The organism is Saccharopolyspora dendranthemae, assembly GCF_007829955.1.
In the GTDB taxonomy this organism is placed as follows: Bacteria; Actinomycetota; Actinomycetes; order Mycobacteriales; family Pseudonocardiaceae; genus Saccharopolyspora; species Saccharopolyspora dendranthemae.
Genome location: NZ_VIWX01000001.1, coordinates 1,484,281 through 1,496,838 on the forward strand (window position 1 = coordinate 1,484,281; position 12,558 = coordinate 1,496,838).

General features: G+C 70.5%; 13 protein-coding genes. 4 read left to right on the forward strand and 9 right to left on the reverse strand.

Annotation, left to right across the window (positions count from 1 at the left end; genetic code table 11):
* Positions 1-128 precede the first annotated feature (128 nt).
* Entirely contained in the window at positions 129-1,394 is a 1,266-nt protein-coding gene (locus FHU35_RS06680; RefSeq protein WP_145737471.1) for a M14 family metallopeptidase, read from the forward strand.
* 74 nt (positions 1,395-1,468) lie between these two features.
* Entirely contained in the window at positions 1,469-2,146 is a 678-nt protein-coding gene (locus tag FHU35_RS06685) for a YqeB family protein (protein WP_145737472.1), read from the forward strand.
* A gap of 347 nt (positions 2,147-2,493) precedes the next feature.
* Here FHU35_RS06685 and FHU35_RS29195 read toward each other — a convergent pair whose 3' ends face one another.
* The 7 genes from FHU35_RS29195 to FHU35_RS06715 form a co-directional block, all read right to left on the reverse strand.
* Positions 2,494-2,652 (reverse strand): hypothetical protein, encoded by a 159-nt coding sequence (locus tag FHU35_RS29195; protein ID WP_186459282.1) that lies wholly within the window; start codon positions 2,650-2,652, stop codon positions 2,494-2,496.
* A 67-nt stretch (positions 2,653-2,719) separates the two neighbouring features.
* Positions 2,720-3,382 carry an ABC transporter ATP-binding protein gene (locus FHU35_RS06690; RefSeq protein ID WP_246110099.1) on the reverse strand — a complete coding sequence of 221 codons (663 nt, stop codon included), beginning with the start codon at positions 3,380-3,382 and terminating at the stop codon, positions 2,720-2,722.
* On the reverse strand, positions 3,355-4,320 hold the full coding sequence (locus tag FHU35_RS06695) for an ABC transporter ATP-binding protein (protein ID WP_246110100.1): 966 nt from the start codon (positions 4,318-4,320) through the stop codon (positions 3,355-3,357). The genes FHU35_RS06690 and FHU35_RS06695 overlap by 28 nt, the downstream gene beginning before the upstream one ends.
* Positions 4,317-5,183, reverse strand: a complete 867-nt coding sequence (locus tag FHU35_RS06700; RefSeq protein WP_145737473.1) for an ABC transporter permease — start codon at positions 5,181-5,183, stop codon at positions 4,317-4,319. Before FHU35_RS06700 ends, FHU35_RS06695 begins: the two co-directional genes overlap by 4 nt.
* On the reverse strand, positions 5,176-6,183 hold the full coding sequence (locus tag FHU35_RS06705) for an ABC transporter permease (protein WP_246110101.1): 1,008 nt from the start codon (positions 6,181-6,183) through the stop codon (positions 5,176-5,178). Before FHU35_RS06705 ends, FHU35_RS06700 begins: the two co-directional genes overlap by 8 nt.
* Positions 6,147-7,631, reverse strand: a complete 1,485-nt coding sequence (locus tag FHU35_RS06710) for an ABC transporter substrate-binding protein (RefSeq protein ID WP_246110102.1) — start codon at positions 7,629-7,631, stop codon at positions 6,147-6,149. The genes FHU35_RS06705 and FHU35_RS06710 overlap by 37 nt, the downstream gene beginning before the upstream one ends.
* A 434-nt stretch (positions 7,632-8,065) precedes the next feature.
* Complete coding sequence (locus FHU35_RS06715; protein WP_145737475.1) at positions 8,066-8,734, reverse strand: DUF2848 domain-containing protein; 669 nt, start codon at positions 8,732-8,734, stop codon at positions 8,066-8,068.
* A gap of 79 nt (positions 8,735-8,813) precedes the next feature.
* Here FHU35_RS06715 and FHU35_RS06720 point away from each other — a divergent pair, with 79 nt between their 5' ends.
* Entirely contained in the window at positions 8,814-10,115 is a 1,302-nt protein-coding gene (locus tag FHU35_RS06720; RefSeq protein ID WP_186459284.1) for an MFS transporter, read from the forward strand.
* Here the strand turns inward: FHU35_RS06720 and FHU35_RS06725 are convergent.
* A complete protein-coding gene (locus FHU35_RS06725; protein WP_145737476.1) occupies positions 10,081-10,704 on the reverse strand; it encodes a GntR family transcriptional regulator in 624 nt (207 codons plus the stop codon). The two genes, FHU35_RS06720 and FHU35_RS06725, sit on opposite strands and share 35 nt — an antisense overlap.
* 186 nt (positions 10,705-10,890) lie before the next feature.
* Here FHU35_RS06725 and FHU35_RS06730 point away from each other — a divergent pair, with 186 nt between their 5' ends.
* A complete protein-coding gene (locus FHU35_RS06730; protein ID WP_145737477.1) occupies positions 10,891-11,682 on the forward strand; it encodes a carbon-nitrogen hydrolase family protein in 792 nt (263 codons plus the stop codon).
* On the opposite strand, the gene FHU35_RS06735 is transcribed toward FHU35_RS06730, so the two are convergent.
* Positions 11,646-12,548 carry a CPBP family intramembrane glutamic endopeptidase gene (locus FHU35_RS06735; RefSeq protein ID WP_246110103.1) on the reverse strand — a complete coding sequence of 301 codons (903 nt, stop codon included), beginning with the start codon at positions 12,546-12,548 and terminating at the stop codon, positions 11,646-11,648. The two genes, FHU35_RS06730 and FHU35_RS06735, sit on opposite strands and share 37 nt — an antisense overlap.
* Positions 12,549-12,558: the final 10 nt, after the last annotated feature.

A 12,558-nucleotide genomic window follows, 5' to 3' on the forward strand; every position in this document is an offset into this window, starting at 1 on the left:
CACGCCACCCCTACCGAAGAAAAAGGGGAAAATGTTCATGCTGGGGCCATAGTTCGCCAATGAGTTGCCAACACCACCCACCTCCTGGACTCTGCCAACATCACCTCCAGTGATCGATCGGAGACCCGATGTTCAGCTCTAGGCGCAAGGCAGCTCTGGTGGCCGCGGCCGCCGGCCTGGTACTGCTGGCACCGGTTCAGGCGGGCTTGGCCGCAGAACCGACCGGCGCATCCGCGCAGGACCGCGCGATCTACACGGTCCCCAACACCGACAGCGCATCCCGTACGGAGATCAACCGCAGCGGCGCGGAGGTCCTGGGTGTCACCAAGGACCGGGTCGCCAGCGTGGAGGCGACGGGCGCGGAGGCCGAGCAGCTGCGCGCTCGCGGCTTCCAGCTCACCGAGCAGTCGAAGGTCGCCGATGCGCTGCAGAAGCGCAACGGCGTGCAGCCGAAGGCCCCGGGCGATTTCCCGCCGGGTGACGAGGCGTACCACAACTACGACGAGATGGTCGCCGAGCTCGACAAGACGGTGGCCGATCACCCGGATCTCGCGGCGAAGGTCAGCGCGGGTAAGTCGTTCGAGGGCCGGGACATCCCGGTGCTCAAGGTGAGCGACAACGTGGCGACGGACGAGGACGAGCCGGAGGTCCTCTTCGACTGCAACCAGCACGCGCGCGAGCACCTGACGACCGAGATGTGCTTGCACGTGGCGCAGCGGTTCACCGACAACTACTCGGATCCGGCTGTGAAGGACATGGTCGACAACCGGGAGATCTGGATCATCCCGTCGGTCAACCCGGATGGGTCGTCCTACGACGTCGAGTCGGGCGAGTACCAGGGCTGGCGCAAGAACCGCCAGGACCAGGGCACCGACGTCAACCGCAACTGGGGCCACAAGTGGGGCTGCTGCGGTGGTTCCAGCGATGACCCGGCGGATGAGACCTACCGGGGCACCGAGGCCTGGTCCTCGCCGGAGGCGGCGGCGATGCGCGACTTCATCGACTCGCGCGTGGTGGGCGGTGCCCAGCAGATCAAGGCCGCGGTGGACTTCCACACCTATTCCGAGCTGGTCCTGTGGCCCTTCGGCCACACGTCTGACGACGTCACCGAGGGCATGACGCAGGAGGAGAACGACCGGTTCGTGAAGGTCGGCACCGAGATGGCGCAGACCAACGGCTACACGCCGCAGCAGTCGAGCGACCTGTACGTGACCGACGGCGACAGCCTCGACTGGATGTGGGGTCAGCACAAGATCCTGGCCTTCACCTTCGAGATGTACCCGTCGAGCAGCGGTGGTCTCGACGGCTTCTACCCGCCGGGCGACGTGATCGAGCGGGAGACCGCTCGCAACGACGCCGCAGTGGACATCCTGCTGCGCGAGGCGGGTGCCTGACCCGCTCAGGAGGGGGATCGGGAGGGCCCGGGGTGCGCGCACCCCGGGCCCTTTCTCTCGCGATAATGAGGGCCATGAGCACCGCGACGACGATCCGCCCGCCCGCGCTGGTCCGCAGGGGCTCGTGGATCTACTGCCCGCTGCTGGGAGCGGCGGCGGGGTTCCTGCTGAGGCTGGTCGCGGCGTGGGTGGCGGGTTTGCCGTGGGCGCCGTTCCAGGGCGTGTTCGAGCTCGCGGCCTCGGGCGCGGACCCGTGGGGCGCGGTGGTGGCGGTCGCGCTGGGCGCGATCATCGGTTTGGGTTTCGCGGGGTTGTTCGCGCAGGAGCGGCTGACCGCGACGATCGACCCGGAGCGGGTGGTGCTCGCGACGGGCCGCCGCGAGCACGAGATCCCCGGCAGCGAGGTGGACGCGGTGTTCACCGAGCGCGGGCATCTGGTGCTGCTCGACGCGTCCGGCTCCGAGCTGGCTCGCCGCAAGTCGGGGCTGGACCGGTTGGCGCTGCGCGACGCGTTCCGCGAGCACGGCTACCGCTGGCGCGACTCGGACCCGTACGCGGGCCGGTACGCGCTGTGGACGGGCGACACCGAGGAGTTGCCACTGCGGGTCAACGCCCTGATGACCGAGCGCGACCGGGCGTTGCGCAGGCGCGACCACAAGGAGGCCGCGCTCCTGCGAACTCAGTTGGCGGAGCTGGGAGTCGTCCTCAGGGACGGCCACCGAAAGCAGTTCTGGCGCAAGACAGAAGACTGAAACCCAAGCACCGAAGGCGCTTTCGCAGTACAAGCAGAGCACGTCAGGCAAGCACCGAAGGTGCTTTCGCACTACCACCAGAGCACGTCAGGCAAGCACCGAAGGTGCTTTCGCACTACCACCAGAGCACGTCAGGCAAGCACCGAAGGTGCTTTCGCACTACCCCACCTGAGCAACCGGCACCGCCGCGGGTTCTCAGACGCCTCCTGGGGAGGACAGCCGAAGCGCCGCGTATCCCCTAATACTCAAGTCTCGGATCCCGGACCCAGGAGGCGTCTGAGGTTCCGCTACCCGCACCGCGAAGCAGCAAGACCACGGAGCAGTTGCAGTGAACCCGGGGACGAAGATCAGGAAAGCATCAGGACGATCGTGCCGATGAGGATGCCGGCCACTACCACTGCCGCGGCCACCATCATCAGCAGGCGCATCTGCGGGCGGTCTCCGGACGCCTCGTTCTGCACGCGTTCCCGCCACTGGAGGAATGTGGTGCCTTCTTGCTCGCTCACGTCAGCTCCTGAGAGTCGTTCGTACTTCTTCGAAGCGGCTCCCCGAGTACCGCATTGCGCCACAATCTCATACCAACTCGGCTACGTGAACCGCACGGTCGGCCCACCGCTCCAGGAGTGCTTCGTCGTGGCTGATGGCCAGGACTCCGGTGTCGTCCTCCCTGGTCCGGCGGTCGACAACGCGCACGAGCGCGGCCGTGGTGGAGGCGTCGAGCATGGCGGTCATCTCGTCGCACACCAGGTAGCGGGGCCGTGGGGCGAGCGCTCGGGCCAGGCAGGCGCGTTGCAGCTGGCCGTCGCTGACCTCGTGGGGCCTGCGGGTGAGGAGTTCGTCGGTGAGGCCGACTTCGTCGGTGAGTGCGCCGATCTCGCCCGGTTCTCCGGCGGCGAGCAGCGGTTCCGAGATGATGTCGCGGAGCGTGAAGCGGGGATCGACCGCCGGGCGCGGGTGCTGGAAGACGATTCCGATCGCTTTTCGCGTTTCCGGGGGTGTGCGGTGCCGAAAACCGGTGATGTCACTGCCATCGAGCGACACCCGACCGGACCACGGCCGGTGCAGGAGGGCCAGCACGCGCCCCAGCGTCGACTTTCCTGAACCGCTGGGACCGGCCAGACCCAGCACTTCGCCTGCGGCGAGGTCGATGCTCGCGCCGTCGAGCACCGGCTCACCGCGCCGGTAGCCGACGACGACGTCCTTCGCGCTCAGCACGGCGCGTGCGCTGCGATCCACCGCTCGCCGCGGGCGAGCAGTGCGGGATCTCCCGTGCAGGGCGCGAACCCCGGCTGGTCCGGACGGCGTTGGCAGTACACGCAGCCCCACTCCTGTTCGATGCGGTCGAGCTCGGTCAACGACGGCGGGTGGCCGGGGATCGGCTCGAACCCGCCTTCGGGCAGCGCGGCCAGCAGCGCCGAGGTGTAGGGGTGCCAGGGATCGCCCAGCACCTGATCGGCCGGACCGGCTTCCACGACGCGGCTGGCGTACATCACCGCGACGTCGGTGGCCACGCGGCGGGCGGCGGCGAGGTCGTGGGTGATCAGCAGGACCGCGCGGTCGTCCGTCGCGGCATCGGCGAGCAGGTCGACGGTGCGGTGGACGAGCGGGCGGTCCAGGCCGGTGGTCGGTTCGTCGGCGAGGATGATCCGCGGGTCCCCGGCGAGTGCGAGGGCCAGCGCGACCCGCTGGGCCATGCCGCCGGAGAGCTCGTGCGGGTAGCGGTCCAGGTCAGCCGGGTCGAGTCCGACGTGACGCGCGAGCTCGTCGGGGCCGCTGGGTCCGCGCAACGCCTCGATGGCCTCCACCAGCTGGGCCCGGGCGGTGCGCACCGGGGTCAGGTGGGTGCTCGCCGACTGCGGCACGAGACCGATGCGGCGTCCGCGAACCTGCCCCGCCAGCACCGATTCCGGTGCCGCGAGCAAGTCGGTCCCGTCGTCGAGCAGGGCGCTGCCCCGCGTTTCGGCGTTGCCGGGCAGCAGTCCGAGCAGCGCGGAGGCCAGAACCGACTTGCCGCAACCGGATTCGCCGACCAGGGCCAGCACCCGCCCCGGCCTCAGCTGCAGCGCGGCGTCGCTCACGGCGCGCACCAGCACGCCGCGCGGCAGCCGGAACCGGACCGAGAGCTGGTGCAGCGTCAGCAGATCGGTCGTCTCGGGGGCCTGCACGTCGGTCACAGCGACAGCTCCGATCGTCGTCGCGGCACGATCCGGTCCCGCCAGGTCGCGGCCAGGCCGGAGACCGCCAGCGTGGTCACCACCAGCAGACCGGACGGGAACAGCACGATCCACCAGGCGCCGAGCAGCACGGCGTCGCGGCCGTCGCCGAGGATGTTGCCGATGCTGGCCAGGTGCGGCGGCAGGCCGAGACCGAGGAAGCTCAGCGCGGTTTCGTGCCACACGGCGTGGGGCACGAGCAGCACCGCCGACAGCGCGGCCTGCGGCACGATCGCGGGCAGCAGATGCCTGCGCAGGACCCGCGCCCGCGAGGAACCGCCGGCGATGGCGGCGTCCACGTAGGGCCGCTGCCGCAGCGAGAGGACCTCGGAGCGCACGATGCGCGCCACCGTGGTCCAGTGCGTGAGCGCGATCGAGCAGATCACCGCGAGCAGGCTTCCCCGGTACAGCGCGACGATGACCACGCCCAGCAGCAGGTGCGGCACCGAGTTGACGGTGTCGACCAGCCGCATCAGCACCCGGTCCGCCCAGCCGCCGAGTCCTCCGGCCACCACGCCGACCAGCGATCCGAGCACTGTGGACACCAGTGCGCTGAACGCGGCCACCAGCAGCGACACTCGCAGTCCGGCCATCGACTGCACGAACAGGTCGCGGCCGCTGGAGTCGGTGCCGAAGGGGTGCGCGAGACCGGGAGCGAGGCGGATGTCCTCGTAGTTCACGCTCTGCCCGCCCAGCAGCAGCGGCACGAGCGCCGCGCCGAGCACCAGCAGCACCAGGCCGGCGGCGGAGGCGCGCAGGCGGGTGCGCGGACGGGCGCGGGAGGTCCCCGCGCGCCCCGCGGGCTTCCAGGTCAGCTCAGCCATCGGCGGCCACCCTCGGGTCGAGCAGGATCGCGGCGACGTCGGCCAGCAGCGAACCCAGCAGCACCGCCGCGGTCGCCACCAGGGTCACCATCGCCAGCAGCGGGTAGTCCACGGCGGTGGCGGCGGTGACCACGGCTCCGGCCAGGCCCGGCCAGGAGAAGACCTCCTCGACCAGCACGGTTCCGGTGACCAGCTCCGGGATTCGGGCGCCGATGAGCGTCACGAAGGGCAGCAGCGCGGTGGGCAGGGCGTGCCGCAGCACCACGACCCGTTCGGCCAGGCCGCGCGCACGCGCACCGGTGACGTGGTCCTCGGCGAGCGAACCGAGCATCGACTGGCGGACGTGCAGCACCAGCCACGGGGTCTGGGACACGCCGAGCACCAGGGCGGGCAGCGCCAGGTGCTCGGCGACCTGCCCGAAGGAGACGTCCTGCCCGGCGTCGGTCAGGCCCGCCACCGGCAGCCAGCCGAGGCCGAGGGAGAACACCGCGATGGACAGCAGCGCCAGCACGAACGGCGGGACACCTTCCAGCGCGTGGCCGACGGCGGTGACCAGCCGGTCGACCGCCCCGCCCTGCCGCCAGGCCGCGATCGTGCCTCCGACCAGCGCGAAGACCACGGCGAGGGCGAGCCCGGTGACCGCGAGCAACGCGGTCCAGGGCAGTCGTTCGGCGACGACCTGCGCGACGGGCTGCCGCATCGAGCGGGAGGTCCCGAGGTCGCCGGTGAGCAGACCGCTGAACCACTGCCAGAACTGCGCCAGCACCGGCCGGTCCAGGCCGAGTTCGGCGCGCACCCGCGCCACGTCGGCGGCCGACGCGGTGAACAACCGGACGCCGAAGTACTGGTCGATCGGGTCGAACGGTGACGCGGCCGCGAGCAGGAACACCCCGAGCGCGACGATCACCAGCACCGGGACCGCGAAGGCCAGGCGCCGCAGCACCAGCCGCGAGATCGCCCGTCTCACGCCCGGGGCTTCCAGGTCTCGACGTTCCACCACGGACCCCAGGTGGTGCCGTGGGTGTGCGGTTCGACGGGCGGCTGGTAACCGGTGAACGAGCCGTCGCGCAGCACGTAGCTGTGGTCGATGAACGCCAGGTACACCATGCCGGGGTCGGCGACGTAGGCGCGCTGGACCTGGCGGTAGAACTCGGCGCGCTTGCCCGGGTCCAGCTCGCGGCGCGCGGAGTCGAGCGCTGCGTCGACCTCGGCGTTGCGGTACTGACCGGGGTTGTTGTAGGTGCCGGTGCCGATCGCGGAGGAGCTGAGGCTGGAGTATGCCTGCGGGTCCGGGTCCATCGGGTTGCCGCCGCCGAGCACGATGCCGTCGGTGGCCAGCCGTCCGGCGACCGCCGAGCGGTCCACCCCGGCGAGCTCGACCTCGATGCCGACCTTGCGGGCGTCGGAGGCGAAACCCGTTGCCAGGTCGCGGCGGAGGCTGTCGTCGGCGAAGTACATGACGGTGAACTTCGCGCGGGTGCCGTTGCGCTCGCGGATCCCGTCCTCGCCGACCCGCCAGCCCGCGTCGTCGAGCGTCCGGGCCGCGCGCTGCGGGTCGTGGGCGAAGGTCGCCGAGGGCTCGTGGTGGGCGCCCATCGACGGCGGGATCGGGGTGTGGGCGGGTTTTCCGTGCCCGCCGAGCAGCGCCTTGATCATGCCGTCCCGGTCCACCGCGAGGTTCAGCGCGGTGCGCACCGCCCGGTCACCCGCGACGGGATGGGTGTTGGGCAGCGCGATACTGCGGTAGTCGGCGGTGTCGTGGTGCACGACGCGGAATCCCTCGCGCGCGGCGCTTCCGGCGAGCACCGGAGGCAGCACGGTGCCGTCGAACTCACCCGCGGCCAGCCGCTGCGCGCGGGTGTTGTCGTCCTTGGCGAACACCACCGTGATGTCGTGCACGGCCGGTGCGCCGCCCCAGTAGTCGGGGTTGGCGGTCCAGGTCATCTGGTCGCCCTGGCGCCATTCGACGAGCTTGTAAGGGCCGGTGCCGACCGGGCGCGTGTTGAGCGGCGAGTTCTCCTGCGAGGCGGGAGTTCTCAGCGATTCGCTCGGGACGATCCCCAGGACCAGCTTCGACGGCCAGGCCGAGTAGGGGAATTTCAGGTCGAAGCGCACGGTGTGCGGGTCCACGGCCTGGACGTCGGCGAGCATGTCGTAGTCGGAGGAGACCGTGGACGCGTAGGCCGGGTCGATGGCCGCGCGGTAGGTGGCGGCCACGTCCTCCGCGTCGAAAGGCGTGCCGTCGTGGAACTTCACGCCGTCGCGGAGCCGCACGGTCCAGCTGGTCGCGTCGGCGTTGGCCTGCGGTTGCTCGACCGCCAGGGCGGGCCGCAGCTGCGCCCGGCCGTCGAAGGCGAGGAGTCCGTCGTAGAACTTCGCCGCCCCTTCGGCGCCGTAGCCGAGCAGCGGGTTCAGGCTCTCCGGCTCGTACCCGTCGGCGAGCAGCATCGACCCGGGATCCCCGGTGTCACCGGGCTGCGAAGGAGCTGAACAACCGGTTGCGACCACACCTGCGGCGAGCGATAACGCGACGACCAGATTCCGACGTTTGAGCACTCAAGCACCATAAGGGTTGTTGCAACTCCTTCTCAATAAGAAGAGATCTTCCTCCCCACCAGGTACGCCACTCCCGACCCACCCCCACACCACGAGACCCCGAACCCAATGCACGAACCCCCGACACCCACCGCACGAGAAACGCGGTTTGCGTGGTGGCCTGGACAGCGGCGACCTGGGCATTTCCCAGTTTTAGTCCAAACCGAGCCATGATCATGTCCGAAATGTCGGCTCAGTTTGGACTAAAACTGGGAAATGCCTCGCCGCGCCCCGACCGGAACGGACGTTCGGTGGTGGTCGGGGCCGCGGCTGTGGTGGGGGTGGGGTCAGGCGAGGGGTTCCGGCATGGGGGCGACCTGGTAGCGGCAGGTGATCGTGTCGCGGGACCGGGGGTCGGTGAGGTCGACCTGCCAGGTTTCGGCGAACTGGTCGACGCCGGAGGCCATCGGGATGGTGCCCGAGATCAGGACGGTGCCCGGCTCGGCGAGCCCGCGCGCTTCGAGCTCGTCGAGCCAGTAGCGCGGCGTGAGCAGCTCCGCGAGCGTGCCGTCCTGGATCTTCGCCTCGCCCGCCCAGGCGGTGAGCGTGAGCTCGTCGAGGTGGTCCTCGACGTCGGCCAGCCGCCAGGCCTTGCGGCCCAGGACGTCCGGACCGGCCTGCTTGCTCCAGGCCACGCCGTGGACCTCCAGCTCGCGGTCGGTGTGGTCGCAGGCGACGGTCAGCAGCACGTCGTCCTCGGTGATCACCAGCGCCCACTCGGCCTCGCCGGAGGTGCGGCCGTGCTGGACCGGGACGACGTCGGTCTGCAGCGCCAGGTAGGGAGCGACCGGGTAGATGCAGGGAGTGCGGGTCGGGGCGGGGACGCCGAGCTCGGCCAGCTCCGCGACGTGGGCGGCCACGTCCTCCTGGCTGCGGCCGGCGTACCCGGCGTTGAGCAGCGTGGTGACCCGAACCTCGACCGTCCGGCCGCCGACATCGAAATGAAGTGGAAACACAGGGCCCTCCCATTTGGCATACCTCTTGTATACAGTTCGTATCACACTCTGCCGGTGCACCTGGAAATCGAGGGAGCCCATGACCCACGCGCCCGTGACCGCCGCACGACCGGCCCGCAAAGACCTGATCAAGGCCTTCGTGGCGAGCCTCAGCGGAACCTCGCTGGAGTGGTACGACTTCGCCGCGTACTCGGTCGCCTCCGCGCTCGTGTTCGGCCAGCTCTTCTTCCCCAGCCACGACCCGCTGTCGGGAACCCTGCTGGCCTTCTCGACCTACGCCGTCGGCTACGTCTCGCGCCCGCTGGGCGGATTCGTCTTCGGCCGGCTCGGCGACGTGCTGGGACGCAAGCAGGTTCTGGTGATCACCCTGCTGATCACCGGCATCTCCACCGTCCTCATCGGACTGCTGCCCACCCACGCCCAAGTCGGCCCGCTCGGCGCCGTGCTGCTCGTGCTGCTGCGCTTCGCCCAAGGCGTCGGCATCGGCGGTGAGTGGGGCGGCGCGGTGCTGCTCTCCAGCGAGTACGGCAGCGCCGAGCACCGTGGCTTCTGGGCCTCCGCCGCCCAGATCGGCCCGCCCGCCGGAAACCTGCTCGCCAACGGCGTCCTCGCCGGACTCGCCGCCGGGCTCACCACCGAGCAGTTCATGTCGTGGGGCTGGCGCGTGGCCTTCCTGCTCTCCGCGGTGCTGGTCATCTTCGGCCTGTGGATCCGCGTGAAGCTCGAGGAGACCCCCGTCTTCCAAGAGCTCCAGCAGAAGGGCGAGCGAGCCGGAGCGCCGGTCCGCGAGGTCCTCACCCGGGAACCGCGCGCCCTGATCTCCGGGATCCTCGCCCGCGTCGGCCCGGACGTGCTCTACGCGCTGTTCACGGTCTTCGTGCTCACCTACGCCACCCAGCAGCTCGACATGCCCAAGACCTGGGCGGTCACCGGCGTCATGCTCGGCTCCTCGCTGCAGCTGTTCCTGATGCCGCTGGCAGGAGCGCTGTCGGACCGCTACGGCCGACGCCGGGTCTACGCGATCGGCGCCGTGGGCGGACTCGTGTGGCCCTTCGCCTTCTTCCCGCTCGTCGGCGGTGGCTCCGCGGGCCTGCTGATCCTCGGCGTCGTCGTGGGACTCGTCTGGCACGCGCTGATGTACGGGCCGCAAGCGGCGTTCGTCGCCGAGCAGTTCAGCCCCGCGCTGCGCGCCACCGGGTCCTCGCTCGCCTACACCCTCGCCGGGATCATCGGCGGAGCGCTCGCCCCGCTGCTGTTCACCTCGCTGTACGCCTACTTCGACACCTGGATCGCGCCCGCCTGCTACCTGGCGGCGACCTGCGTGGTCACCCTCGTCGGCCTGTGGCTCAGCCGGACTGCAGCACCTGCCGGGTCGCGCTGAGGTGCTCGGTGATCGCCGCGGCGGCGGCCTCCGGATCGCCCGCGGCGAGCGCCGAGAGGATCTCCTCGTGCTCGGACAGCACGGACTTGCGGCGCCCGTCGGACCGGAACAGCGCTTCGACGCCCGCCCGGATCTGACGGGCCCGCAACCCGTCGTAGGTCTTGGACAGCATCTCGTTGCCCACGGCCGCCACCAGCGCGGAGTGGAACCGGTGATCGTGGTCGATGAACTCGCGCGCCTGCTCCTCGCTCAGCCCGCGCTGGTCGTCGAGCTCCCGGCGCATCGCCTCCAGGGGCACCGCGGCCAGCTCGATCGCGCGGCGCGCCGCGTAGCACTCGATCATCGCGCGGATCTCGAAGAGCTCCCGGATCTCCTTACCGCTCACCGGCGCCACGTACGCGCCGCGCTTGGGCACCAGCTGGACCAGCTCCTCGGCGGCGAGCAGGAGCAGGGCCTCGCGGATCGGGGTGCGCGACACCCCGATCTCGTCGGCCAGGGCCTGCTCGTTGACGAACTGACCCTGCATCGCGGGGTCGCTCAGGACGGTGTCCTTGAGATGGGCGTAAGCGACTTCACGTCCGGACGGCAACGAGGACCCCTAGCTTGCATATAGTCGGTATACAAGGACTGTACCTCTGCGGTGCGCTCCGAACGGTCCTGCTCAGCGGTGCGAGTCGCTCGGGTGCAGTGGGAGTGGCCGCGCCACTCGTGGAAAGCGGAAGCAGAAGCGGCTGTGCCGCTCGGAGAACGACCTCGTCGAAGGGTGGACGCGAGAATGCGTGTTGGGTTGTGCCAGATCGTTTCCGGAGTTGAACCCGAGGCGAACCTGGAGCTGGTGGCCGACGGGATTCGGCGGGCCGCAGCGGAGGGCGCCGATATCGCGGTGTTCCCGGAGGCGACGATGGCCTGCTTCGGGGTGAAGCTCTCGCCGCTGGCCGAACCGCTGGACGGACCGTGGGCCACCGAAGTGCGACGCCTCGCCGACGAGGCAGGCATCGCCGTCGTCGCGGGCATGTTCACCCCCGCCGGCGACGGCCGGGTCACCAACACCCTGCTGGTCACCGGACGCGGCCTGGACGACTCCTACGACAAGATCCACCTCTTCGACGCCTTCGGCTTCGCCGAGTCCGACACCGTCGCCCCCGGCACCCGGCCCCTCGTGGTCGACCTCGACGGCGTCGGCATCGGGTTCACCACCTGCTACGACGTCCGCTTCCCCGGACTGTTCCAGAAGCTCGCCGACGAGGGAGCCTCGGTGATCGTCACGCCCGCCTCGTGGGGTGCCGGCGAGGGCAAGCGCGAGCAGTGGGAGCTGCTGGTGCGCGCCCGCGCGCTCGACTCCACCTCGTGGATCGTGGCCTGCGGCCAGGGCGACCCGCGCAGCATCGGCCGCGAACCCTCGGGCAAGGCGCCGACCGGCATCGGCCACAGCCTCGTCGCGACACCGCTCGGCCGGGTCCACGCGCAGCTGGAAACCGCACCCGCCATCGAGGTCGTCGACATCGACCCGAGCGCGGTCTCCAGCGCCCGTCAGGCAGTACCGGTGCTCACCAACCGGCGCTTCTGAAGCGCCCAGAACGCCACCGCCGCCGCCAGCACCAGGGCGGCGGTGGTGACGGCGCTGCCCTCGATCCCGAAGTCGCCGCCGGTCAGCGCGTCGGAAGCACCCCGCCCCGGGTCGAGGCTCAGCAGCGTGGCCCCGATGTCCATGCCGGACACCTCGCTGCCGACGACGTTGCCCTGCAGCCAGTTCCACACGACGTGGAACGCGCACACGCCCCAGAGCGACCCCTCGGCCACCGCCCACATCCCCAGCACCAGGCCGATCAGCGCGATGTTGATCAGCGGCAGCACGCCGACGTCGAAGTTCGCCCCGTGCAGCAGCGTGAAGACCACCGCCTGGAAGACGATCGCCGCCGTCAGCCCCCACTTGCGGTAGGTGACCTGCAGCAGGTAGCCGCGGGTCACGATCTCCTCGGTGCACGCCTGCACCGCGAAACCCGCCAAGGCCAGCATCACCGACCCGAGCAGCGCCGAGCGCACCGGACCGACCAGGTACTGCCCGCTGAAGTAGTTCACCCCCACGGGCACCGCCAGCAGCACCGCGGCCACCCCGACGCCCAGCAGCAGGTGGGCCCAGATCCGCGTAGCGGGCAGGAAGCCCAGCGTCTTGAGCGGGCGCCCCTCCTTGAGGAGCACCCACGCGGCGAGCAGGAGAGCAGCGCCGAGGAAGCTCAGCAGCAGCACCAGCTGCGTCGAGATCGGCATCGGCTCGCTGGCCATGACCAGCGCCGAGACGTCCATCAACGCCAGCAGGCCCAGCGTCGCCGCCGCAGGACCCACCAGCAGGCAGACGCCCACCACGATCAGTCCCAACACAGGACCGGTGGGCCGCCGCGCCGCGCGGGCGCCGTCCAACAATGCCGAAGCCACCACTCACTCC

Excerpts from the sequence above, each read along its gene's own strand:
- FHU35_RS06685 (WP_145737472.1), top strand. The coding sequence starts at position 1,469 with ATGAGCACCGCGACGACGATCCGCCCGCCCGCGCTGGTCCGCAGGGGC.
- FHU35_RS06700 (WP_145737473.1), bottom strand. The coding sequence starts at position 5,183 with ATGGCTGAGCTGACCTGGAAGCCCGCGGGGCGCGCGGGGACCTCCCGC.
- FHU35_RS06710 (WP_246110102.1), bottom strand. The coding sequence starts at position 7,631 with ATGCTGCTCGCCGACGGGTACGAGCCGGAGAGCCTGAACCCGCTGCTC.
- FHU35_RS06730 (WP_145737477.1), top strand. The coding sequence starts at position 10,891 with ATGCGTGTTGGGTTGTGCCAGATCGTTTCCGGAGTTGAACCCGAGGCG.
- FHU35_RS06720 (WP_186459284.1), top strand. The coding sequence starts at position 8,814 with ATGACCCACGCGCCCGTGACCGCCGCACGACCGGCCCGCAAAGACCTG.
- FHU35_RS06680 (WP_145737471.1), top strand. The coding sequence starts at position 129 with ATGTTCAGCTCTAGGCGCAAGGCAGCTCTGGTGGCCGCGGCCGCCGGC.